The following is a 23,868-nucleotide window of genomic DNA, read 5'->3' on the forward strand; positions in this document are numbered from 1 at the left end:
ACTTTTATCTGAAAATTCGGAGGATTAATCTGACTTGAATGACAGATTTCTTGAATATCAATGGAGGCGGCCGGTAGCCGGGGACGGAGCGCGGCCCAGCGCCTGGAGCCCGATCAGGTCATCGGGGGTGGCGTCGGGACCGTCGTCGAGGAGCCGGGGCAGCCCGGAGCGCAGCGCCACCACCGCCAGCAACATGATGACCACCGCGAACAGCACGTACAGCAGCGCGATCCCCTGACCCGGCCCGCCGCCCGCCACCGCGCCTGCGGCCGGCAGCGGCTCGAACGGCATCGACGCGCAGGCCGCGACCAGGCCGAAGCCGATCGGCAGCGCCGGCCACGAGATCATCGTGTTGAGCGCGAGCACCCGGCCGTGGAACCGCTGCGGCATCTTGACCTCCACGATCGCGGCATGGATCCCGTTGAGCAGCGTCAGCGACAGCGTCATGCCGAACACGCCGATGCCGATCGTCACCAGGTCCGCCCGCAGGCCGGTCACCAGGCCGAACACGCCCAGGCAGAGCGTGCACAGCAATACGCCGCGCATCCGGTGTCGCGGCGGGCCGCCCCACATCGTCATGACGAGGGCGCCCAGCGCGCCCGCCAGTCCCGAGCCGAGCAGGATCCAGCCGACGTCGGTGAGCGTTCCGGCCGCGAGGACCAGCGGTGGGATCAGCAGGAACAGCGGCGACAGGAAGACGTTGAGCACCGCGAAGAAGATCAGCATCCGGCGGAACCGGGGGTCGTCCCACAAGTACCGGAACCCGGCCTTGATCTCGGCCGTCAGCGGCTCCCCTCGCCGCCACGCCATGGTGCGCGGGAACCGGACCAGGAGCGTGACGGCGATCGCGACCGCGTGGCTCAGTACGGCGAGGACGAGGACGCCCTCCAGCCCCACGACGGCCATGAGCCCGGCGGCCGCGATCGGCACGATCAGCCGGCTCGCCCCCGTGGCCATCTGGACGAGACCGGTGGCGTGGCCGAGGTACCGCTTGGGGACGAGCTGCGGCACGGCGGAGTCGTGGGCGAGCCGCTGGAACGTGAGCGCGGCCGACAGGAACGCGAGCAGCGGATGGACGTGCCAGCTCTGCAGGTTTCCGGTCCACAGCAGCAGGCCGAGCAGCGACTGGACCCCACCCGCGCCGGCGGCCCCCGCGAGCATGATCGTGCGACGGCTGCCGCGATCCACCACCGTGCCGGCGGCCGGCGCGATGAGCAGCCCGGGTACCACCCCGGCGACGGCGGACAGGGCGAACTCGACGAGTGAGCCGGTGACGAGGTAGATCCAGATCGGGATCGCGAACACGGTCAGCATCGAGCCGCTGATCGACAGGAGCTGCCCCGACGCCACCGCGAGGAACCGGCGCACGCCAGGCCGGGGCCCGCTGGGCGGATCCGGCGGCCCCGCGTGCGAGACGTCGAGCAGCCGCCACCCGTCCCCGCCGACCGGCTCTCCGGTGGAGAGGGCCGGATGGGTGGTCGTCACGATCTCGGCGAGCTCGGCGGCGCGGTGTTTCTGGAAGAAGTGGCCCGCCTCGTCGAGCAGCACCACGGCGGTGGTGTCGCTGAGGAAGTGCCACTCGCGGAAGCGCTCCTGGTAGTACTCGGACGCCGGGTCGTGCTCCCCGGCCACGCTGATGATCGGCGCCCGTAGCCGCTCCACCGAGCTGTCGAACAGCTTGGTGAAGTACTCCTCCGCCGCCTCGGTGTCGCGGCGGGTGTTGCGCACGATGCGCCGCGCCTGCGCGGGGTCGATGTCGCTCAGGTCGAGCCCGAGCGAGGTCAGCCCGTCCGCGTAGGAGCGGTCGCTGCGCCACGCGTCCGGGTTCGTGAGCCGGCCCAGCGCGGCGGGCAGGCCGAGGCGCGGCCGGGCGAAGGGGAAGATCGCGCCGATGTAGACCGCTTCCGGGACGCGGCCGGCCGCCTCCAGCCTCCTGGCGATCTCCACGACGAGCGCCGAGCCGACACCACAGTGCCCGTACAGCGCGATCGGCCCGGCGATCTTCTCCTGGATCTCCCGCACGCACCGCTCGGCGACATCCTCAAGTGGGGCGTGCGGCTCGTCGATCCCGGCGTCGTGGCCGGAGATGGCGACCGACCACAGCGCGTACGTGGCAGGCAGCGCGTCCGCCAGCGACTTGTAGACCATCGCGCCGCCTCCGCCGTACGGAACGGCGACGTAGCTCAGCTCGGGCCCGGCCGTCGGCTCCGGGGTCAGCCGGTGGAGAATCCCGCGCGCCGCCGTCGTGGTCCCGTCGAGCAGGGCGGCGAGCCGCCGGATCGTCGGGTGGGTGAACAGGTCCATCACGGCGATCCCGGTGCCGCCGGGCACCGAGCGCCGCAGCCGTTCCACCACTTTGATCGCGAGCAGGGAGTGGCCGCCCAGGTCGAAGAAGTCGTCGTCGATCCCGGCGTCGGCCTGTTCGAGTACGTCCGCCCACACCGCGTGGACGGCCCGCTCCGGGTCGGTGCGCGGTGGTGTCCGTCCGGTGTCCCGGCCGGCGGGCGCGTCGGGCGCGGGCAGCCGCCCGCGGTCCACCTTGCCGTTCGCGGTCAGCGGCAGCCGGGGCAGCGTGATGAACGCGTTGGGGACCATGTAGGCCGGTAGCGCCGCGGCGAGGTGCGACCGCAGCCGCCCGGGGTCGGGCGCGTGTCCGGGTTCGGCCACGACGTACGCCACGAGCTGGGCGAGGCCGCCGGTCCCGTGCGTGGTCACCACGCATTCGGCGACCTCGGGATGGCGGGTCAGGTGCGCCTCGATCTCGCCGAGCTCGATCCGGTAACCGCGGATCTTGACCTGGGCGTCGGCCCGGCCCAGGAACTCGATCACCCCATCGGGCCGGTACCGGCCGAGGTCGCCGGTCCGGTAGAGGCGGGCGCCGGTGCGCGGGTGCGTGACGAACGCCGCCGCGGTCCGCTCCGGGTCCTTCCAGTAACCGGTCGCCACTCCGGCGCCCCCGATGTACAGCTCGCCGGGCACGCCGGCCGGGACGTCGCACATCCCGGGGTCGAGGATGTGGAACCGCTGGTTGGCCAGCGGGCGGCCGTACGGGATCGAGGTCCACGACGGGTCGACGTGCCCGATCGGATGAAAGATCGACCAGATCGACCCCTCGGTCGCGCCGCCGAGGCTGACGATCTCGGCGGACGGGGCGAGCGCGCGGATGCGGTCGGGCAGCGCCGGCGGGATCCAGTCGCCGGACATCATGACGAGCCGCAGCGAGCTGATGTCGGAGCCTTCCCGCTCGGCGTGCTCGACCAGCAGTTCCATCAGTGCGGGTACCGAGTTCCACACGGTGATCCGCTGGTCCGTGACGATCCGGGCCCACGCCGCCGGGTCCTTGTCCTCCGCGGCCCGTCCCATGACCAGCGTGGCACCGGCGGCCAGCGTGCCGTAGACGTCGTAGACCGACAGGTCGAAGCTCAGCGCGGACAGCGCGAACACCCGGTCGCCGGGTCCCACCCGGAACCGCCCGGTGATGTCGCGGACGGTGTTCAGCGCGGCCTTGTGCTCGATCATCACGCCTTTCGGCGTACCGGTCGAGCCCGAGGTGAAGATCACGTAGGCGAGGTCGCCGGGCTCGGCGGGGCAGGCCGGCGCGGAACCGCCCGACGCCTCGGTGACGGGCAGCGTCGTCAGCCCGTCCGGCCAGGTCAGCCGCGAACACAGCGCCGGCTGGGTGAGCGCCACGGTGCAGCCGCCGCGCGCGATGAGCTCGTCGCGGCGGCGTTCGGGCAGATCGGCGTCGACGGGCAGGTAGGCGGCGCCGGCCTTGTTGATCGCCAGTACGGCGACGACCTGCTCCCATCCACGCTCCATCACGACCGCCACCAGGTCGCCCCTTGTCACCCCGGAGGCGACCAGTCGCGCCGCGACGTGATCGGCCCTCCGATCGACCTCGGCGTGCGAGAGGCGGCCGCCGGGGTGGAGCACGGCCGGGTGGTCGGGCGTCCTGCGCGCCTGCGCCTCGACCGGGGCGTGCAGGCACTCGTCGGCGCCGAAGTCGGCGCCGGTGTCGTTCCAGTGCGCGCGCTGCGCGCGCTCGTCGGCCGTGAGCAGCTCGTAGCGTGAGATCGGGACGTGCGGGTCCGCGGCGATGCCTTCCAGGAGAACGCGGAAGTGGCCGGCCATGCGCGCGATCGAGTCCGCGCCGAACAGCGCGGTGTTGTAGATCAACATGAAGCCGCCGTCGCCGGCGGTGTGGAGTTCCAGGTCGAACCGGGTCACGCAGTGCGACAGGGCGACGTCCGCGGTGGCGGTGAGCGACGCGGTGCCCGGCAGGGCCGGCTCATAGCTCTGCATGGAGAAGACCACCTGGAACAGCGGCGAACGTGACACCTCACGCGGCACGTTCAGCTCGGTGACCAGGCGCTCGAACGGCAGGTCCTGGTGGGTGAACGCGTGCCCGGCCGTGGCGCGGACCCGCTGCAGCAGCTCCGCGAACGTCGGGTCGCCCGACAAGTCCACCCGCATCGTCACCATGTTGACGAAGCAGCCGACGAGGTCGTCGAGCTCGGGCACCGATCGGCCGGCCGTCGGCGACCCGATCGTGACGTCGTCCTGCCGCGCCCGGCGGCCCAGCAGGACCGCGAACGCCGCGAGCAGCACCATGTACTGCGTGGCCCGGTGCTCGCGCCCGAACCGGAACAACTCGCCGAGCCCGCCCGGCGCCACCGAGAACTCGTGCGCGGCGCCGGTGTAGGTCGGCACCGGTGGCCGCTGCCGGTCGGTCGGCAGCTCCAGCGGCGTGACGCCGGCGAGTTGCTCGCGCCAGTACGCCACATCGCGCTCGGTGCCGGGCTGGGCGCGCTGCCACGCGGCGAAGTCGCGGTAGCGCACCGGCAGGTCCGGCAGCGGATCGCCGGCGAGGCAGGCCAGCACCTCGCCGAGCAGGAGCTCGGTGGACCAGCCGTCCGCCGCGATGTGGTGCACCGCGAGCGCGAACACGTGCTCGTCGGGGGCGATCCTGATCAGCATCGCCCGCGCCACGGGGCCGGCGGCGAGGTCGAACGGCTCGGCCATGAAAGCGTCGACGAGCGCCCCCACCTCGTCGTCGGACCCGGCCTCCGCGGTGGTGAGCGGGATCGCGCCGGCACCGTCGACATCGTCGACGAGTATGGCGGGCCGGCCGTCACCGGTCGCGGGGAAGCGGGTCCGCAACGGCTCGTGCCGGGCCGCGACCTGGCTCAACGCCGCGGCGAGCGCGGCCGGATCGACCGCGCCGCGCAGCCGCCAGGCCTCCGGGATCGTGTACGCCGTCGTGCCCGGCGCGTACGCGTCCATGAACCAGAGGCGTTCCTGGGCGAATGACATCACGGGTTCCGCGTCGGGCACGACGGGGATCGTCGTCGGTGTCGCAGGCAGTTCGGTCAGGTCGCGCACAGGACGTCCTCCGGAGGTCATCTGAGCCGTCCACCGGACGCGTCCGGCGGCTCTCGGTCGGCGGGCGGGGCGGCCCGTTCCGGCGGATCGGATCCACTCACCAGCGCGGCGAGCTCGCGGATCGTGGCGTGGTCGAAGACGTCCATGATCGTGAGTTGCGGGACGTCCGGGCCCAGCGCCGGACCCAGCAGGGCCAGCATGCGCGTCGCGTGCAGGGAGTGGCCGCCGAGCTCGAAGAAGTCGTCGTCGACACCCACGTGCCGCACGCGGAGCACGTCGCGCCATACTTCGGCGATCGTCTTCTCGACCGGCGTACGGGGATCGGCCGGTGTACGGTCCGCGTCATGTCCGGGCGCAGGTTCCGCGACGGGTGTGGGGGCGTCCAGCGCGAACCGCTCACGCTGGAACGGGTACGTGGGCAGCGGGACACGCCGGGGCGGCCGGCCGGTGTGCAGCGCGGACCAGCGCACGGACACCCCGGCCTGCCACAACTCCCCGGTGGCGCGCAGCGACTCGGCGGCGCTCCCTGCTCCTCCGGGCGCGTCCGGCAGGCTCTGCACGATCGTGCGGCGCGGTCCGCAGCCGGGGTGCTGCCGGGCCAGGCTCCCGAGCGTACCGCCGGGGCCGACCTCCAGCAGGATCCCGGCGGAGTCGGCGAGCAGGGTCTGCAACGCGTCGGAGAAGCGGATGGTGCCGCGCAGGTGACCGGCGTGGTAGGCCGGGTCGCACGCGTCGCGCGCCGTGACCGGCGCACCGGTCCGGTCGGAGATCCACGGTAGCCGCGGTGCGCGCGGTCGCACGGACGCCACGGCATCGGCGTACTCCTCGAGGACGTCGTCGGCGAGGACCGGGTGAGCCACAGAGCCGGCGGGCAGGCGGCGGGCGTCCACTCCGCGGGCGGCGAGGCGCTGGAGGAACCGCTCGGCACCGGCCGTGGTACCGCTGACAACGCACTGTCCCGGGCCGTCGAGCGCAATGATCGTCATGTCGCCGGCGAGCGTCGGCAGCAGGTCGGCCTCCGGCAGCGGCACCGCGAACACGGCGACCTCGGGTGAGCGGTCCAGAAGCCGCCCGTGCGTGAGCGCCAGCGACAGTGCGTCCGCCCTGGTGAGCACCCCGGCCGAGACGGCGGCGGCGTACGTGCCCGGACCGTACCCGAGGACGGCGTGCGGGCCGACCCCACGGGATTCCCACAGTTCGGCCATGGCGTGCTCTACGGCGAAGATCGCGGGCAGGCACACGGCCATCGTGGTCGGCCGCGCCTCCGCCTCGGCCTCGGCGCCGGGCTCCGGGTACAGCACCTGCCGCAGGTCCAGACCGAGGTCCGCGCCGACCTGAGCTGCGCAGTCGTCGATGGCCGCGCGGAAGACCGGCTCCTGCGCGTACAGCTCGCGGGTCATGCCCGCATCCCGGCCGCCTCGCCCGGGGAAGAGGAACGCGACGTGCGGCGTCCCCGCCACGGGGTCTCCCGGGGCCTGCGGACGTTCGGCCAGGCCGGTCAGTGCCCGGACGGCTTCATCGCGGTCGCGGCACACCACGAAGGCCCGGTGGGCGAACGCGGCCCGCCCGGTCTGCAGAGTCCATGCCGCGTCGGCGACGGCGACCGGGTCCCGAGCGAGCCGGGCGCCCAGCCGCGCCGCCGACTCGGCGAGTGCTGGAGCGGTACGCGCCGACAACGGCAACAGGTGGTAGCGGTCGTCGTCGGGTGGCAGGGGTGCGGCGGGCGCCTCCTCCACGAGGAGGTGGGCGTTCGTCCCGCCGATCCCGGTGGAGTTGACCCCGGCTCGGCGGGGACGGTCACCCGGGGGCCACGGCGTCACCTCGCTCGTCACCACGAACGGGCCGGCGGCGAGATCGAGGTGCGGGTTGGGGCGGCGGAAGTGCGCAGTGCCCGGAATGAGGCCGTGGCGCAACGACAGCACCACCTTGATGAGGCCGATCACGCCCGCCGCGGTGTCGGTGTGGCCGATGTTCGACTTGACGGAGCCCAGCACGCACCGCTGCGGCGAGCCCGGCCCGAACGCCTCCGACAGCGCGCGGACCTCGATCGTGTCGCCGATCGCGGTGCCGGTGCCGTGCGCCTCGACGTACCCGATCGTCTCCGGGGAAACGCCGGCGAGGAGGTGCGCGGAGCGGATCGCGGCCACCTGTCCTGCCACGCTCGGCGCGGTGAAACTCACCTTGCCCGAGCCGTCGTTGCTGAGCGCCCACCCCCGGAGTACGGCGTCGATGTGATCCCCATCGGCGAGCGCGTCGGGCAGCCGCTTGAGCACGACGATTCCCGCCCCGTCGGCGCCGACCATTCCGTCGGCGTCCGCGTCGAACGGCCGGCAGCGGCCCTCCGGCGAGAGCAGGTCGTCATCCTCCTCGGCACCTGCGGCGCCACGCAGCGTTACCCCACCGGCCAGCGCCATGTCGCACTCGCCGGTGAGCAGCGCCTGGCTTGCCAGGTGAACGGCGACGAGCGAGGTGGAGCAGCCGGTGTGCACGGTGACGGCCGGGCCACGCAGGTTCAGCTTGTACGCCACCTGGCCGGTCAGGAAGTCCCGGCTACTGACGAGCCGGAGCCGGCCGTCCGTCATGTCCGGGAACAGCCGCCGCTGCGAACGCAGGACGGCGAGGTGGTCCGTCTCACCACTTCCGGCGTACACGCCGATGGCACCCGGGTACGTGTGCGGGTCGTAACCGGCGTGCTCCAGAGCCTCCCAGGCGCACTCAAGGAACACCCGATTCTGCGGGTCGAGCACCGGCGCTTCCTGCGGCGGGACCCCGAAGAACGCGGCATCGAACCATTCGGTGCCGTCGACCATCCCGTACGAGCGCCGGGATTCGAGGCGAGTGGTCAGATCCCGGCCGGCGACGAGCGCGGCCCAGAACGCGTCGATGTCCGCGACCCCGGGTATCCGGGCAGCCATCCCGATGACGGCCACGGCGGTCTGCATGTCCTCGTCGGTTCCTGCGATGGCGGTCATGTCCTCCTCACCTCGCAGACATGACCGGATCGGCGTAACCCGCGTTGTGATGTGAGTGATTCCACCGGATCGAACACGCAGAGCCTTCGTACATCTTCCGCCAACCACTTGATTCGATTTGCAAGGGTAATCCGCGTATCAATGAGGCACCGTCGTTCCACGCGTCGACGAGTATTATTTGAGGGATTGAATAGACGGTTAATCCCCCACAAACGCGACAGATATAGATGCCGTCGGTAAGCCGGGAGCACCGACCACACCTCCACACCCCAAGCAGGCCGCTGACCTCCTGGAATGTGGCTCTCACACCCTCTTCGCCATCTTCTCTTCAGGCGCGGGTACTCACCGGGAAGTAGCGCCATCACACTTACGGGCATGACCCCTGGAGCGACCACGTAAAGCGCGTAAATCAATGCGGCACCGAACAATCACTACGCGGTTTATAAACGGTGCGCACGCATCAATGAGGCCCCCGGCAGGCGACTCGGCCGGCTGCGTGACGCCTGGCCGACCAGAAGCCCGGCAGATGGTATTTCGCCGCATCCGGCCGACTTTACGAACCGCACCGAACGCCGCCATCCGGGAAGACCTCCTCCAGGCCGATCCGATCCCGCCCGACTCGCCCGGCTCCCCTCACCGCGGCACCCCGACCCGGCGGTCAGACCTCGGCCGGAACCGGCACGAACTGACCGTGACCACGACCGCCGTGCCGTACCGCACACATGCGAGCGGCCACCGAGCAACATAGGCGGATGGCACTCCAAGATCATTTTGATTGGGCGGCGCGTTGCGGGGCGCCGCTGCCGGCCCGCGATCACGGGCATCCGGCCGCGCTGGACGGCTCGTAGGGATATCTGCGGCAGTTCGCCGGGGGTGGTGACCTTCGTAGGCGGCCGACAGATCTCTGCTCGCCCCTCGATGCTCTTCGTAGCCGACACGGTGTGGCGGTCGGCATTCATGTGTGGCGGGTTGCCAGCGGTTGCCGCTGGGGTGCCGCCGAGGTCAGGGGTGGAAGGTGTCGAAGTAGTCGGCCGGGAGTTCGTTGAGCCAGGCGTGCATGACGCCGGTCCAGCCGATGCGCAGGAAGTCGGCCTTGCCGTCGCCGTCGACGTCGACGTCGGCGAACTGGACGTCCTTGGGCGGCACCTCGGCGTCACCAGCGATCTTGCCGATGTCGCGGAACTTTCCACCCAGTCGGCGCACCCGGCCATGGAGGTGCTGTTCGGGCGCGCGACAGCCCGCATGACAACCCCGGGGAGCGTATCTGGGCCGTGCTGAAGACGTTCATCGCCATTGCCGGCCGCAAAGGTGGCGGGCATCGATTCGCGGTGGTGCGCCGTAACCCGATACAGGCTGACGTTGGGCGACACGGGCAAGACAGAGAGACGATAGGTGGACCTTCTATCCTCATTCCCATGTCGAAACACTCGCAAGCGTCGTCATTACTGTTGACCGCACCACCGTGACGGCTTTCCTTGCAGGTTCGGCGAGTGTGGGCGACGTTTCCGAGCAGAAGAATCCATCATCAGAGATGAGGCAAGCGAATGAGGTTCACGAAAACGCTGATCCTGTCCATCGCCGGCGCGGCCGCCATGATCGTGTCCGCTGCACCCGCCAACGCCACTGAAGCCATTCCGGCTCATAAGGCGCAGGCATCGACCGCGATGGGCGTCTACACCAGCCCTCCGTACGCGACCTTCGCGGACTGTGAATATTGGCGCGGCGTCAAGGAGAGCCTCGGCTGGCTCACGAATCCGTGCGAGTTCCATCCTGTCAGGATGCAGTGGTTCTTTCTGTACTACTGAACCCGCTCGCCAGAAAGCCCCTCTGCGGTAGGCTCGATCGCCTTGAGCCTTCGCAACAGCCGTGTCGGCCACTCCGCTGTCATGGCATCGTGGACGAGCGGATAGGCTGCTAGTGCATGGTCGATCGACGTGCGCAGCGCCCACGGGCGGCCCCGCCTTCAGGCGGGGCCGCCCGTTACAGATGGTGCGGAATATCGGGACATCCGTTGATGCAGGCGTATGCGTCGCATTCTGCTCTTCGGTCGGACTCCACCTGATGCCGCGCCATGGAGGGTGCCGCTTTCCAGGCCTTCCGCAGATGAACACAAAGAGCATGCAACGAGCCATTGAATGTTGGAGCGAGTGAGCCGGAATCGTCAGTGCACAGTAGCCGCTCGGCCTCTCTGACGCATCGCCGCTCAGGCCGAGCCGAGCCCGTCAGGCGCCTGGCTCAAAATGCCAGAAGAGCCACTCGCTGGCACCGTAGAAGCAGGTATACGGAGCGGGCGGATCGGTCTGATACCCGGCGGCTCGGACGGCTTCGAGCTCTACGTTGCAGAGCCATTCGACGTTGTAGCGGTGAAACCTCCATTCCCCGCCGGCCCGCGACGTCTCTGCTTGAGCCGCTGAGGTTATGCCGGGACTGAACATCGTCATCGCCAGTGCGCCGGCGATGACTCCCATCTGGATGAGTTTGCGCATCGTGCTCCTTCGGAATCGCATTTGATGCCGTGGCAGACCTCAGGCTATGGAATGCACCTGTCATCCTCGTGGCGCAGACCTATCGTGAAGCTGGCGCAACTGACACGCGCCGACAATGTGCGGCACGCATGCCATGTCGTCGCTGCCTGAGTCGGCTGAGGATGGACTGCGGCCACGTCGTCGAGCGCACCCGGGGCCGGACTTCCCAAGCCGGGCTTGAGGTGTGACCATACGCTCGCCACGAGATTGAGTGCGGGCGGTAGGTCGGCGATGGCGTCCCACCCAGTGGTGTAAAAGTCCAGTGATCACGGTCATACCTCGTGGACCGCAAGAACGGCCGTGGTCCGCCGGATCGTGACCGCCCGGCCGCACCACCACGGGCACCGCAACGGCGAGACGCACCACAGCGATGCCCGGCGCCCGCCAACGGCGGTCCGCCGGAACGCGGAGCCAGGCGGCATTTCCACCACTCGTGGGGACGCCATCAGGTCGGCAGGTGGAACACCGTCAGCGGTGGGCGCGCTGTGATCAGGCTGCGCCGTCCAGGCGTCGCCGTGGGTATCGACGTAGTGCCAGGCGAACACGTCGGCCTGGTGAGCAGCGTCCAGCAGGTGGGCGAAGTCTGCTGCGGGCCACAGTCCAGGTGCACGTGGAGCCGCGGGAAAGGCCGGCTGGTCGGCGAGCGTGGATTTCATGACGGGGAACCGAGCGCAAGCCGAACACTCGGTTCCCCGTCGTGGCGTGCGACGTCGCCTCACCTCTCGCCGACCGGCATGAATCAGCCCAGAGCTTCGGAGGCCGTGGGGAGGGGCCGTGGGCACCGATGGCGGCGCTGGTCATCGGTCAGCCCGGCTGGAATCGTCCCCCACCCGTGCGCGGCACTCCGGTCGGCAACAGCCGCGGCGGCACGCCAGGGATCGCGCCTGAACTCTGCGATCCCGCTCTCACACCTCAGGCTCGATGAGCTCCCGTGCCCGGACGGCGGCCGCTAGCGCGTCGGGGTCGCCGCTGGACCGATACACCTGCACGGCGGTGTCGGTGAACTTGATGACATGCTCGTCTCCGTTCGCCACCGCGCGTTCCAGGAGGTCTGCAACGGGATCATCCGCGCGTGGAGCCTCCGGCAACTCCGCCTGTGGAACCGTGTGATCGGGCGCGTAGGCGGACACGATCGCTGCGGCGGCGGACCACACCGCGGCCAGGCTCGGCACCCACATCTCCTTGGGCAAGGCGGGCAGAGTGTGCCTGACGGCGTTGGGCGCCGTGGCCGTGTGGACCAGCAGAATGGGGCTGCCGTGAGCATGGTGGAGGTAGCGCAGCGTCGCCGCCCGGACCAACTCCTCCAGGAGAGCGGGTACGTCGTCGGCGTCGGCCGGAGCGCGCAGCGCCGCCTGGGCGGCCGGCCAGGCCGGCAGGTCGGCGAGCCGGGCGAGCCGATGGGCGAGAAGCCCGGACTGGTCGGCTAGGAGGGGGATGCCGGCCAAGGCCTGTTCGGGGCTCAGGTCGCCGGACGGAGCCGTCGCGCCCGGCGTGGGCCGGCTACGCGCTGCCCAGAAGGCGAGTCCGTGCGCGAGTTCGGACTCCGCGAGTTCCCCCGCGCCGCCGATGAGGCTGCGAACCGCGTGGCCCACCCGGATCGCGCCGTGGGTCGCGCCGGCGGTTATGCCGGGCAGGAGTATCGGCCACCACCTCGCGAGGACGTCCTGCCAGGGCCGCTCGGTCATCTGGCGGGTGAAGTACTCCGTCCAGTCGCCGAGCCTGGAACGCCCTCCGCCCAGCGAGTCGCGGAGGTTCTGCGCGGTGATGGGTTCGCGAGCCGGGGGCATATCGATCAACCGCGCGACGTAACGGTCGAGCCAGGTGGACACCTGGTCGCCATATCCGTGGCGAATGAGAACCTCCGCGGCCATCGGCCCATGGTTGGCGAGTCCGTGGTCGCCCTGCTGGTCACCACCGAATTCCGGGCCCGTGCCGTGCAGTCGCAGGTACGCCTCGTCGAGAGAGGCACTCATGCTCATCATCCCTATCCTTGGCTGCGCAACGTGATGGTCATGCGAAGGTCAACTCCTGTGTGCTGTCTCGCTTCATCTCCGCCCAATCCGGGCAGGCGGCCAACGTCCTCACCGCGTTGAAGACGGCGACGGCTTGAGGGCCTCGGGGGATGCCGGTCAGGACCGGCCCGAACAGGGCTTGTCCGTCGAAATGCAAGGCGGGTGTCCCGGCCGGCCGGCCCAGCGGGGCCATGCCTTCGGCGTGGCTCGCGCGCAGAAAGTCATCGTGGTCCGTCGACCACGCGGACTCGCTCAGATCGGCTGGAAGACCCGCGTCAGCGAGGGCCGGCGCCAATACCGTCATGTTCTTCGTGCCTTCGTTGTGCAGCCGCCGGCCCAAGGCGGTGTAAAGGGCCCGGAGCGCTTGCTGGCCGAAGAGCCGGTCGGCGGCCGCGCAGGCCCGGGCGAGTACCCAGAGCCGGCCGCTCGGCTCGCGCGACTCCGGATCGGGCGGAGGTTCGTCGTTGAGCAACGAGAGGCTCATGACCCGGAACCGGAGGTCGACTTCGACCTGCGACTCGACCTCCAGCATCCACCGGGAGGCGATCCAGGCGTACGGACAGCACGGGTCGAAGTAGAGGACGACTCCAGGCGGATCGGCATCCTGGGCGATTTCCTCTCCCCCGAGCCGCTCGGTGTGCGCGCTCATCGCCCGCCCCTGTGGTCGTCGTTGTTCGCCGCCGCGTACAGGTGGCGCACGCTCTGCGGCAGCGGGAGATCATGGCGCAGTTCGGGGGCGGGTTCCGGCGGCTCCAGCCGAGTCGTCATGGGCAGTACCCCGGCCCATACATCGTCTGTGGCATCGGATGAGTCGCCGTCGCTGGGTGGCCCGGTTCGCACTTTGACGGACGCCTCATCGATCGTCAGGGCGAGCAGGCTCGTCGCGGCGAGTTCCTTGGGCGAAGGTCTGCGAACCTCCGCCCAGCGACCTGGGACCAGACGATTCGTGAACGCCTTCAGCGCCGCATCGCACTCTTCGGCCGGTACCGGCGTGAACCGGCCGAGCAGAACGGCGGAACGGTAGTTGGCGGAGTGCTCGAACACCGACCTGGCCAGAACCAACCCGTCGACCATCGTGATCGTCACACAGGCCGGAGCACCGTCCTGAAGTATGCGGAGCGCCCGGCTACCGGTCGAGCCGTGGATGTACAGGGTTTCGCCCACACGGACGTGCAGAAACGGCATGCAATATGGCCGGCCGGCCTCGATGAAGGCAACGTGCGCCACTATCGCGGCATCCAGCACCTCGTGGATATCGGAGCGTGCGTAGTGCCCCCGCTCAGGGCTCCTCCGCACGCGTACGCGTTCTGATGTCACAAGACGAATGTGGCGAGGAGACTGGCCCGTTGTTAAGGTCCAGATTCATGGAATCGGAGGAGGCCAGATGGCTGTCATTACAGCGTCTGCCCGGTGAGCGGTTGGCGGATGCGGCCGAGCGCACAGTTCGCGAAGCGATCCGGGGAGGGTCACTGCGTCCAGGCGTGAAACTTCCCTCGTCCCGGACGCTCGCGGTCCAACTAGGCGTTTCGCGTGGTGTGATCACCGAGGCGTACGAGCAGTTGGCCGCCCAGGGGTATCTCGTGAGCCGGCCCAAAGCGGCCCCGGTCGTCGCGGACGCTCCACGCCCGATGCCCCGGCCGGCGCCGCGGCGTGAAAGGCCGGGCCGAGTACGGTTCGACTTCACCGCGACGACTCCCGACGTCTCACAGTTCCCGGTTCGCCAGTGGGCGGCCAGTCTCGCGACGGCCGCGCGTTCGATCCCGGTGAGCGCGTATGACTACGGTGATCCCCGCGGGAGCGAGAAGTTCCGTGAGGTGCTCGCCGGTCACCTCGGCCGAACTCGTGGCGTCGTAGCCGACCCTGAGCGGATTCTGGGCGTCCATGGGACCGCACAGGGCATTGACCTTCTCTTGCGGACACTGCGGGCCGCGGGTGCGCAGCGCGTCGGGGTGGAGGATCCCTCTCTGCCCAGCCAGATCAATCGCGTCACCGCTCACGGCCTCGCGGCACGACCGATACCGATCGACGGTGACGGGCTGCTCGTCGATGGCCTGGACGTCGACGCCGTGCTCGTCACGCCGGCCCACCAGTTCCCCACCGGCGTCGTGCTTTCCGGGGAGCGCCGCCGAGCGCTTCTCGATTGGGCCAAGGGGGCGGGCGGCCTGGTGCTCGAAGACGATTACGACGCCGAATTCCGTTACGACAGACAGCCGGTACGCGCGCTGCAAGGCCTGGACCCCGAGCACGTCGCCTACCTGGGCACGACGTCCAAGACCCTGGCTCCGGCATTGAGGCTGGGCTGGGTGGTGCTGCCTGCTCATCACATGCCCGAGGCGCAGCGTATTCGCAACCTCATGGACGTATGTCCCCCCGCGGTCGAGCAGCAGGCTCTGGCCATGATGATCGAGCGTGGTGACTATGATCGGCACGTGCGCCGGGCCCGCAAGGCGTACCGGCGACGACGCGAGCAGCTCATCGCCGCTCTCGCCGAACGCCTGCCCGACCTGCAGGTCGAGGGGATCGCCGCCGGCATGCACCTTCTGCTACGGCTGCCGGCCGACCTCGACGACGCCGCCATCGCGGCCCGCGCGCTTGACAAGGGTGTTCAGGTGGCCCCGTTGAGCCAGTTCAGCCATTCGGGCCATCCAGGCCACCGGCGCTATCCGGGCTATCCGCGCTATCCGGGCTATCCGGGCTATCCGGGCAGCGGCTTGGTTCTCGGCTATGGCCGGATCACCGAACGTGACATGGACCCCGCGGTGGCCGCGCTCGCCACGGCGATCCGGGCCTGACTCCGCCTGCCACCGGCCACGGCAGTGTGGGAGGACTGGGCGGTCCCCGTGAGATGTTGTGACCGGAGCCAGGTCTTCAGCCCTCGCCGCCGGCCGGCATCTGTGCCGCCTCCTCCGGCACGGGCGGGCGGGCGTTACGCAGCCACACCAGTGCCACCACACCGAGGACGGCCGCGGTGATCGAGCCGATCAGGCCGACCGTGGAGAAGCCGTCGATGAACGCCAGGCGGACGGCATCGAGCAGGCGGGGGCCGGCCGGGGCAGGTAAGTCCCCGGCGGTGGCCACGGCGGCGCCCAGGGTGCTTCGGGCGGCCGACGCGGCTTCAGCCGGGACACCGTGGGGCAGGATCGCGGCGAGCGTGTCCCGGTAGACGCCGAAGCCGATGCTGCCGAAGACGGCGATACCGAGCGCGGTGCCCAGTTCCGTGCCGGTCTCCGAGATGGCCGACGCCGCACCGGCCCGCTCCGGCGGTGCCGCGGCGACGACAGAGTCGGTGCCGAGGGTGACGAGCGGGCCGAGACCAAGGCCGATCACGGCCGACCCGAGGACGGTAATGGCCAGGTCGCTCGGAGCGCGGACGAAGAAGAGCAGAAGTGAGCCGATGCCCAGGACGAACAAGGCGGTCGCGAACACCGCTTTGAGACTGACCTTCTGCCGCAAGGCAGGCGCGCCCATGGAGCCGATGACCACGCCGGCAGTGGTCGGCAGGGACCATAGGCCGGCCTGAATCGGGGAGAGACCCCTGACCAGCATCAGGTACTGCATGACGAACAGCTGGGAGCCGGCCATCACCAGGACGCCCAGCATCAGCAGCGTCAGCGGCCCGCTGAACGCCGACGACCGGAACAACCGCACGTCGATGAGCGGTGTCCGCAGCTTCGGCTGCCTCACGATCAGGCCCGAACCGACGAGCAAGGCCACGACGATCAGCACGATCGAGATCCATTCGGCCCCGTGCTCCGCGATCCGCTTGAGGCCTTGAACCAGGGAAAGCACGGCGAGGATGGACATGAGCACGCTCAGCAGGTCGGGACGGCCGGCCGATGAGTCGCGGTGCTCGGGCAGCAACTTCGGCCCGGCCGCGAGCAGCAGCATCATGACCGGTACAGCCGGCAGGAAGACCGAACCCCACCAGAAGTACGCCAGCAGCGCGCCGCCCACAAGCGGACCGATCAGGGTGCCGACACCGAGACACATCGACCAGATTCCGATGGCCGCGGTGCGCTGCTTCGGATCGTGGAACATGTTACGGATCAACGACAGCGTCGACGGCATCAGCGTTGCGCCGGCGATACCGAGCAAGGCCCGGGCGCCGATCAACATGACCGGGCTGGTGGCGATGGCGGCGGCAACCGACGCGGCACCGAACCCGACCGCCCCGATCGACAACAGTTTGCGCCGTCCGATCCGGTCACCGATCGCGCCCATGGTGATGAGCAGACCCGCGACCATGAACCCGTAGACGTCGACGATCCACAGCAACTCCGTGTTGGTCGGCTTCAAGTCCGCGGACATCGCAGGCAGCGCCAGGTGGAGCACCGTCAAGTCCATCGAGATCAGCAATGTCGGGAGCCCGAGAATTGCCAGTCCCAGCCATTCTCGCCGCCCCGCTTTGGTCGGCGCCGAAGCCATACAGTCCCCTTCAGTTCAGCCGCGTGTGTCAGGGCATCGCACAGGCCGGCGGCGTGCGACCTCAACCGGCTGGACCGGCGAACAGGTCGGACGCCCAGCAGGGCTGCCGGCGGCCACCAGCGGAATGCGGCCGTTTCCCGCCGTGGTACCCGCATTCCATGCACACCGGTGATGGCCGCTACCTCGCTGTGGGTCGCTTGATCACGAGGCTCGATTTCGGCCTCCCCAAGGGGCCGGCGCTCAGGGAGCGAGCGAACACGAATTCCGCAGGGCCCGTGATTTCACCTGGACGACCAGAGGGGGTCGCCGCCCGCAGTGTAGACGACCATGTTGCCGTCATCCTGGACCTGGAGGAACGCGCCTGGGTTCCCGGCGGTCCTGGTGCCCCACAGCGGCTTCTCGCCGCTGGAGTAGACGACGAAGTTGCCGTCGTTCTGCATCACGGCGAAAGCCCCGGCATTCCCGCCGGTCTTGCTGCTCCACAGCGCGGCGCCGCCGGATTGCAGGACGAGGTTGCCGTCCTCCTGCATGACCAGCCTGTAGCGGCGCTGGGCCGAGCGCAGATAGTCACCGGGGCGCAGTTCCCGGTCGGCCGTCAGCCTCGCGAACGACGCCTTGCGTTCCCACACCGCCTCGCCGCTCTTGGCGTAGATCACCAGATTGCCGTCCCCCTGGACGGCGAGAAAGGCGCCAGGCGTGTCGCCGGTTCCCGAGGACCACAGCGGCCGCTTGCCGGTGCTGTAGACGACAAGGTTGCCGTCCTTTTGCATGACGGCGCTCGCGCCCGGCTGCTTGCCAGTGCCGCTGGACCAGAGGGCCTTCTTGGCGCGGTCATACATGACCAGGTTGCCGTCGGACTGCATGGCCAGCAGGTATGCGCCGTTGGCCGAGCGGCGGGTCTGGCCTGCCTTCAGCCATTGGCCGGGCATCAGCTTGTCGGCCGCCGCGACGTGGACCACAGCCGCGGACGCCGGGGCGGCCGCGAGGGGTACGGGCGAGAAGGCGGCGGCTATTCCCAGCGTGAGCGTGACAAGCTTCCTCATGGGTTCCCCTCTGAATTCGCGGACAGGGCCCAGGCGAACCCGGGCGGCTCATAACTGTGGCGGAGCGATCTGTCGCCCACCTGTCGTCGGCCTGCCGGGGGCGCCCCTATTGGGGGCGTCGCAGCACCGTCGGCGCAGGCGTCGGTGCGTACCCTGGACGTGCAGATCGACTGCGGTCGTGCTTCCGCACGGCCGTACAGGTGCCACAGCAGCGGCGACATCCGTGAGGCACCCGCGATGGCCCCCGGTCCGCTGCCGCACTCTGCCATGGCCGGATCGGGCCGGTGCGCAGGCCGCCGACGGGCAGGCCGATCGGGGCGCCGCTGAATCGGGCAGACTCAATCGCGTGCCCCGGACCGCACGACTCCTACCGACACCCCACTTGACCGTCCCTTTGTGACGAGGGGCGATTCTTCCTCAGGGGGCGGGGCGTCCGGCCATGTCGTAGGCGTTGCGGGCGACTTCCACGCCGGCGAGATGCGCGTCGGACCATGCGATGAGGGTGGCGAAGACCGGGCTCAGGGTGCGTCCGAGGTCGCTGATCTCGTACTCCACCCGGGGCGGGATCTCCGCGTAGTAGTCGCGGGTGATGAGCCCGTCTCGCTCCAGTTGCCGGAGGCGCTGGGTGAGCACTTTCGGGGTGATGGCGGGCAGCAAACGCTGGATCTCCCCGAACCGCTGCCGCCCGTGCTCTTTCAGCACCCACAGGATCGGTGTCGACCAGCGGCTGAACACCAGATCCACCACAGGGCTGATGGGGCACGCGGCGGTGGCCTCGACAGGTCGGGACGCCACATGGCCTCCATGGTCATAATGGAGAGTGACTATCTTCTAGGAACCTAGTATATCCAGGATGTTAGCTTCCTTCCGTTGGAGGATCCAGCGAGAAGGAGACCCGATAGCATGACCGTGCTCAGCCTGCCCGCCCGTACCGGTGCGCGGCCCCGGACCGGCCCCTCGGTCCCACACGTCCAGCTCAGCCAGAACAGTCCCGACGGACTGCGCGAGCGGCTCAAGCTGTGGATGACCGGCCACCTGCACGGGGCCGTGATCCGCCCGAGTGAGATCTCCGAACCGGGGTCGCTCGCCTTCTTCCTCGACGGCCTGCTCGCACCGTCCGGGACGGTCCTGCTGCCACCACGACTGAACGCCGAGTTCGTTCACGTGCACCCTGACGGGAGCCTGCATCTGGCCCTGTCACAGGACGACCAGCGCGAACTCATCGCCAAAGGCTGGGGAGAGCGGCACCCGCTGTACTCCCCCACGATCAACGTGGTGATGCTTTACGGTCCCCGGACCGACAACGAACTGGAGATCGCCAAGACCGTGGTCGCGGCGTCCTACCACTACGCGACCGGTGGACCGAGCGCTGCGGGTCCAGCCGCCCACCCCGACGGCTTGGAGGCCGAGCCTCGTTCGGTGAGGTGAGGTGACGCTGACCTGAACGCCGTTCGCCCCCGACCTGTCCCTGTCCGGCACCTCCGACACCATTCTCGCCGACTGCGGACACGGCTGTGAGACTACTCCGCTGGGCGCACCTCAGGATTCGCCTGCGGTACGACGCGCGGCCACAAGTGCCTGCGACAACATCGAGGCCATGAGACATCGCACGCTGAAGGCCAACGGCATCGACGTTCATTTCGCCGAAGCCGGAGACGGTCCGCCGGTTGTCCTGCTGCACGGTTTCCCCGAACTGTGGTACTCGTGGCGCCACCAGTTACCTGCGCTGGCCGCGGCCGGTTTTCACGCCGTCGCGCCCGACCTGCGCGGTTACGGCCGTACGAGCATTCCAGCCGACGTCGAGGCGTACAGCATGCGCGCGATGGTGGCCGACGTCGCCGGTCTACTGGACGCGCTCAACGAGCCGGTCGCTGTGCTGGTCGGGCATGACTGGGGCGCCCAAATCGCCTGGGCATGCGCCCAACTGCTCCCGGAACGGTTCCCGGCCGTGGCCGCGCTGAGCGTGCCGTACCACCGGCGAACACCCACCCCGCTGACCCAAGATCTGCGCCGTTGGGCAGGCGATAACTTCAACTGGCTGCTGTACTTCCAGACCCCCGGCCTCGCTGAAGCCGAACTGGAGGCCGACATCGAACTCTCGATGCGGCTCGTCTCCTACGCCCTGTCCGGGGAGGCGCCCGACGGGCTGGCGGTCAGGCTGCTGACGGGACTGCCGACCGACTCCCGGCTGCTCGATTCGATCCCCGAGCCTGATGGCCTGCCGTCCTGGTTGACCGAAACGGACCTGGCCTACTACGTGGAGGAATTCCGCCGCACCGGCTTCACCGGGGCACTCAACCGCTACCGCAACGTCGACCGTGACTGGGAGGAGTTGCCCGCGCTGGGCGTCACGCCCGTACGCCAGCCGGTGTTGTTCGTCACCGGCGAGAAGGACACCGCCACGCGCTTCATGGATGCCGAAGCCATGCGCGAGTATGTGCCGAACCTGCGTGACCCCATCGTGCTGCCCGGCTGCGGGCACTGGATCCAGCAGGAGCGACCCGTCGAGGTCAACGCGCACCTGGTCGACTTCCTCTCCTCCTGCCGGCGGTAGTCGCCTCACAGGTTCAACGCGATGACTTTCGGTGGGTGCGGTCCGGGCCAGGCTTGGATCTCGTTGAACTCGTCGGTCGTGATGAGCCGGAGGGTGTGCAGGATGGCGGCGGCCCGGCGCCAGCAGTCCTGCGCCTCCTCCTGTTCGTCCAGGTCGTTCAGCGCACGACCGAGGCCCCACAGGTGCTCGGCCTGCCAGTAGGTACCGGTGTGCCCCTCGGCCTCATCGACGGCGAGAACCTGCTCGAAGCAGACGATCGATCGTTGCGGGTCACCCGCCTGCCGGTGGGATTCGGCGAGCTTCCCCAGCGGATCCACCCTGGCTTCACGCTCTCCGATCTCCTCCAGAATCGCCGCAGAACGAGTGTGCGCCTCGATGGCCTCGTCGTAGCGGCCGACGCTCTGGTAGACCAATCCCAGGTTGGTCAGGGTGGCGGCCTCGTTGAACCGGCTCCCCAACTGCCGATTGAGCACCAGTAGATCGGAGTGATACCTGATGGCCTGCTCGAAGTCGCCGAGCTGGCGATAGGCGACCGCCAGGCCGGACAGCGGTCCCGGCTGACGCTCCAGAGCACCTATCCGGTCATAGGCCTCCACGGCTTGGCTGAGATCCGCGATTCCCTCAGCCAGCCTGCCCACCCGTACCTTGGTCCACCCCAGGTCGGTATACGAGATTCCCTGATGCAGAGGATCGCCGGAGCGGTGGGCTGCCTCCGCCGCTCGCTCAGCGACGGCCAGCTCGTCCCGCCAGCGGCCACGGCGATCCAACGGGGTGTCAAGGGCGGCGGCGAGGGCGACCGCGAGTGCCGGGCCGTCGTCGTCCAAGCGGGTCGCCTGGGCGACGGCGGCGACCAGGTTCCGGATCTCGCCGTTGATCCAGGTGGTGACCTCGTCGCTGCTGGTGAGGGCTTCCCCTGGATAGGTCAGCGACTGAGGAGCGAGCTCGGTGCGCCAGCCGGCCGAGGGGGTGAGGTCGGTAGCGCTTCGAGCGGTGCTCAAATAGCTGTGGAGGACGCGCCGTACGGCCTGCTCCCGCGCTTGATCGCTCTCCTCCTGCTGCGCTCGTTCGCGAGCGAACAACCGCAGCAGGTCGTGCATGCTGTAGCGGTCGACGACGTTGGTGTTGATCAGGTGCACGTCGGCCAGACGGTCGAGGAGTCGCTGGGCCGCATCCGTGGAGATGCCGCCGGCGGCAGCGGCCGCCCTGACCCCTACATCGGGCCCTTCCAATAAACTGAGCAACCGGAACATCCGGGCTGCGCCGATGCCATCGGCGCCTTCCAGCAGATCCTGATAGCTGACCTGGAAGGTGGCGCGCACCGCCCGATCATCGATCTGCAGCTCGGCCAGACGATGATGTTCGAGGGCGAGCCGGTCGGCGAAAGGCCGAATGGGCCACTCCGGTCGCGAGACAAGGCGGGCGGCGGCGATGCGAATCGCCAAGGGAAACCCTTCGCACAGCTCGATCACCCGTGCGGCGGCGCGGCTTTCCGCCTGGACGCGAACAGCGCCGATCAAGTTGCCCAGCAGCGTCCTCGCCTCAGCCTCTGATAGAACGTCGAGCTGTTCGTGGCTGGAGCCGTCAAGTGAGGCCAGCATTCGACGGCTGGTGATCAGCACAGCGCTGGATCCACTGCCGGGGAGCAACGGACGAATCTGAGCGATATCGCGAGCGTTGTCCAGCACGACGATCATCCGCTTGCCATCGATCAAGGAGCGAAATCGTGCGGCGGCCTCGTCCACCTCTGGGGGGATGGCCGAGTCGGCGACTCCAAGAGAGCGCAGGAAGCGAGCGAGTGCTTCGTGCGGGTCGAGCGGCTTCACATCAGGCGTGGCGCCGTGCAGGTTGACATAGAGCTGCCCGTCGGGGAAATGACTGGAAACGCGGTGGGCGACGTGGGTGGCGAGGGTGGACTTGCCGACACCTCCCACTCCACTGATCGTGATCACTGGAGCTTGACCGTGGGAGGTCAATGTTCGCCTCAGACGCTCCACCTCCGATACGCGTCCGGTGAAGCCGGCGGTGTCGGCAGGCAGTTCGGCCGGGTGAGGCGGCCCGGCAAGGGCGGCTGGAGAAGGTTCTGCCGCCGGGACTTCGGCCCCCGGCATCGAGACGCTGAGCGGTTCGCCGGCGGAGGAGGGAGCGTACGCCGGCAGGAGCAGGGCGGGATCGGCATGGAGGATGGACTGGTGCAGGTGGCGCAGCTCATCCCCCGGGTCCACGCCTAGTTCCTCGCGTAGCAGGCTCCCGATCGTGCGATAGGCCTGGAGCGCTTCGGCTTGGCGGCCGCACCGGTACAACGCCAGCATCAACTGGCCCCACAGGCGTTCGCGCAACGGATGTGACGCCGACGCGGTCTTCAGCTCCCCGACCAGCTGTTCGTGCCTGCCGGCAAGAAGACCGAGTTCGAGCCAGCGTTCCAGCGCCCGCATCCGTTCTTCGTCCAGGCCGTCAGCGTGGACACGGCGCAGCGGCTCCGACGGAACGTCGGCCAGGGCGGGTCCACGCCACAGGGCCAGCGCCTGGTGGAGCAGGCTGATCTCGGTGTCCGCATCCGCCGCCAGTCCTGCGCGGCCGACGAGATCACGGAACTGGACCACGTCGATATCGGCGCCGCCGAGTTCGATCAGGTATCCGTGGTCCCGGGTGCGGATCAGCCCCGCACCGCCCTGGTCATCGCCGAGCACCTGCCTCAGCCGTGCGATATGCGTGCGGAGTGCCGCCTGCGCGTCGCGCGGCATCTCATCCGGCCAGATGTGCTCGATCAGGCGTTCACCGGAGACGTACTGGTTGACGTGCAGCAGGAGGGTGGTCAGCACGATGCGTTGCTTGGTCGCGGTGATGGAGACCTGCCGCCCCCCTATGACCACCGCCAACGAACCCAGGATCCCGAACCAGGCTCCCGAGCCCTCCCCGCCCCTTGGTTCCACCTGCTGGGGCAAGCCTTCTCCCATG

15 protein-coding genes are annotated in these 23,868 nt (G+C 69.2%); 4 read left to right on the top strand and 11 right to left on the bottom strand.

Annotated features, from left to right (window positions below; all coding sequences use genetic code 11):
• Nucleotides 1-57: 57 nt before the first annotated feature.
• From DP939_RS39325 to DP939_RS39335, 3 genes are all read right to left on the bottom strand, one after another.
• Nucleotides 58-5,382 carry a non-ribosomal peptide synthetase/MFS transporter gene (locus DP939_RS39325; RefSeq protein WP_158578941.1) on the bottom strand — a complete coding sequence of 1,775 codons (5,325 nt, stop codon included), beginning with the start codon at nt 5,380-5,382 and terminating at the stop codon, nt 58-60.
• A 17-nt stretch (nt 5,383-5,399) separates the two neighbouring features.
• Nucleotides 5,400-8,354 (bottom strand): type I polyketide synthase, encoded by a 2,955-nt coding sequence (locus DP939_RS39330; RefSeq protein WP_113985937.1) that lies wholly within the window; start codon nt 8,352-8,354, stop codon nt 5,400-5,402.
• Nucleotides 8,355-9,356: 1,002 nt separating this feature from the next.
• Nucleotides 9,357-9,557 (bottom strand): hypothetical protein, encoded by a 201-nt coding sequence (locus tag DP939_RS39335; RefSeq protein WP_113985938.1) that lies wholly within the window; start codon nt 9,555-9,557, stop codon nt 9,357-9,359.
• Between the two features lie 341 nt (nt 9,558-9,898).
• Between DP939_RS39335 and DP939_RS39340 the strand changes: the two genes are divergently transcribed.
• Nucleotides 9,899-10,159: a hypothetical protein gene (locus tag DP939_RS39340; protein WP_113985939.1), complete on the top strand. Its 261-nt coding sequence runs from the start codon at nt 9,899-9,901 to the stop codon at nt 10,157-10,159.
• A gap of 417 nt (nt 10,160-10,576) precedes the next feature.
• On the opposite strand, the gene DP939_RS39345 is transcribed toward DP939_RS39340, so the two are convergent.
• The 4 genes from DP939_RS39345 to DP939_RS39360 form a co-directional block, all read right to left on the bottom strand.
• On the bottom strand, nt 10,577-10,840 hold the full coding sequence (locus DP939_RS39345) for a hypothetical protein (protein WP_113985940.1): 264 nt from the start codon (nt 10,838-10,840) through the stop codon (nt 10,577-10,579).
• Nucleotides 10,841-11,784: 944 nt separating this feature from the next.
• Nucleotides 11,785-12,852: a questin oxidase family protein gene (locus tag DP939_RS39350; RefSeq protein ID WP_199565709.1), complete on the bottom strand. Its 1,068-nt coding sequence runs from the start codon at nt 12,850-12,852 to the stop codon at nt 11,785-11,787.
• A 37-nt stretch (nt 12,853-12,889) separates the two neighbouring features.
• Nucleotides 12,890-13,540 carry a DsbA family protein gene (locus DP939_RS39355; RefSeq protein WP_199565710.1) on the bottom strand — a complete coding sequence of 217 codons (651 nt, stop codon included), beginning with the start codon at nt 13,538-13,540 and terminating at the stop codon, nt 12,890-12,892.
• Nucleotides 13,537-14,208 carry a pyridoxamine 5'-phosphate oxidase family protein gene (locus tag DP939_RS39360; RefSeq protein WP_225878766.1) on the bottom strand — a complete coding sequence of 224 codons (672 nt, stop codon included), beginning with the start codon at nt 14,206-14,208 and terminating at the stop codon, nt 13,537-13,539. Before DP939_RS39360 ends, DP939_RS39355 begins: the two co-directional genes overlap by 4 nt.
• 47 nt (nt 14,209-14,255) lie before the next feature.
• On the opposite strand from DP939_RS39360, the gene pdxR reads away from it, so the two are divergent.
• Nucleotides 14,256-15,683 carry a MocR-like pyridoxine biosynthesis transcription factor PdxR gene (pdxR, locus tag DP939_RS39365; RefSeq protein ID WP_158578942.1) on the top strand — a complete coding sequence of 476 codons (1,428 nt, stop codon included), beginning with the start codon at nt 14,256-14,258 and terminating at the stop codon, nt 15,681-15,683.
• Between the two features lie 76 nt (nt 15,684-15,759).
• Here pdxR and DP939_RS39370 read toward each other — a convergent pair whose 3' ends face one another.
• The 3 genes from DP939_RS39370 to DP939_RS39380 all read right to left on the bottom strand — a co-directional run bounded on the left by DP939_RS39370 (nt 15,760) and on the right by DP939_RS39380 (nt 19,154).
• Complete coding sequence (locus DP939_RS39370; RefSeq protein ID WP_113985944.1) at nt 15,760-17,316, bottom strand: MFS transporter; 1,557 nt, start codon at nt 17,314-17,316, stop codon at nt 15,760-15,762.
• 281 nt (nt 17,317-17,597) lie between these two features.
• Nucleotides 17,598-18,359 (bottom strand): curculin (mannose-binding) lectin, encoded by a 762-nt coding sequence (locus tag DP939_RS46530; protein WP_158578943.1) that lies wholly within the window; start codon nt 18,357-18,359, stop codon nt 17,598-17,600.
• Nucleotides 18,360-18,776: 417 nt separating this feature from the next.
• Nucleotides 18,777-19,154, bottom strand: coding sequence for a winged helix-turn-helix transcriptional regulator (locus DP939_RS39380; protein ID WP_113985945.1), 378 nt, complete (start codon nt 19,152-19,154; stop codon nt 18,777-18,779).
• Between the two features lie 108 nt (nt 19,155-19,262).
• Between DP939_RS39380 and DP939_RS39385 the strand changes: the two genes are divergently transcribed.
• Nucleotides 19,263-19,787, top strand: coding sequence for a luciferase domain-containing protein (locus DP939_RS39385; RefSeq protein ID WP_199565711.1), 525 nt, complete (start codon nt 19,263-19,265; stop codon nt 19,785-19,787).
• Nucleotides 19,788-19,956: 169 nt separating this feature from the next.
• Entirely contained in the window at nt 19,957-20,913 is a 957-nt protein-coding gene (locus DP939_RS39390) for an alpha/beta fold hydrolase (protein ID WP_225878767.1), read from the top strand.
• A 5-nt stretch (nt 20,914-20,918) separates the two neighbouring features.
• Here DP939_RS39390 and DP939_RS39395 read toward each other — a convergent pair whose 3' ends face one another.
• Complete coding sequence (locus DP939_RS39395; RefSeq protein WP_225878771.1) at nt 20,919-23,783, bottom strand: AfsR/SARP family transcriptional regulator; 2,865 nt, start codon at nt 23,781-23,783, stop codon at nt 20,919-20,921.
• Nucleotides 23,784-23,868 lie beyond the last annotated feature (85 nt).

It is taken from the genome of Spongiactinospora rosea (genome assembly GCF_003315795.1).
Lineage (GTDB): Bacteria > Actinomycetota > Actinomycetes > Streptosporangiales > Streptosporangiaceae > Spongiactinospora > Spongiactinospora rosea.

Coding starts and splice junctions, on each gene's coding strand:
- DP939_RS39330 (WP_113985937.1), bottom strand. CDS start 8,354: ATGACCGCCATCGCAGGAACCGACGAGGACATGCAGACCGCCGTGGCC.
- DP939_RS39340 (WP_113985939.1), top strand. CDS start 9,899: ATGAGGTTCACGAAAACGCTGATCCTGTCCATCGCCGGCGCGGCCGCC.
- DP939_RS39345 (WP_113985940.1), bottom strand. CDS start 10,840: ATGCGCAAACTCATCCAGATGGGAGTCATCGCCGGCGCACTGGCGATG.
- DP939_RS39350 (WP_199565709.1), bottom strand. CDS start 12,852: ATGAGTGCCTCTCTCGACGAGGCGTACCTGCGACTGCACGGCACGGGC.
- DP939_RS39355 (WP_199565710.1), bottom strand. CDS start 13,540: ATGAGCGCGCACACCGAGCGGCTCGGGGGAGAGGAAATCGCCCAGGAT.
- pdxR (WP_158578942.1), top strand. CDS start 14,256: ATGGAATCGGAGGAGGCCAGATGGCTGTCATTACAGCGTCTGCCCGGT.
- DP939_RS39370 (WP_113985944.1), bottom strand. CDS start 17,316: ATGGCTTCGGCGCCGACCAAAGCGGGGCGGCGAGAATGGCTGGGACTG.
- DP939_RS46530 (WP_158578943.1), bottom strand. CDS start 18,359: ATGAGGAAGCTTGTCACGCTCACGCTGGGAATAGCCGCCGCCTTCTCG.
- DP939_RS39385 (WP_199565711.1), top strand. CDS start 19,263: ATGACCGTGCTCAGCCTGCCCGCCCGTACCGGTGCGCGGCCCCGGACC.
- DP939_RS39390 (WP_225878767.1), top strand. CDS start 19,957: ATGAGACATCGCACGCTGAAGGCCAACGGCATCGACGTTCATTTCGCC.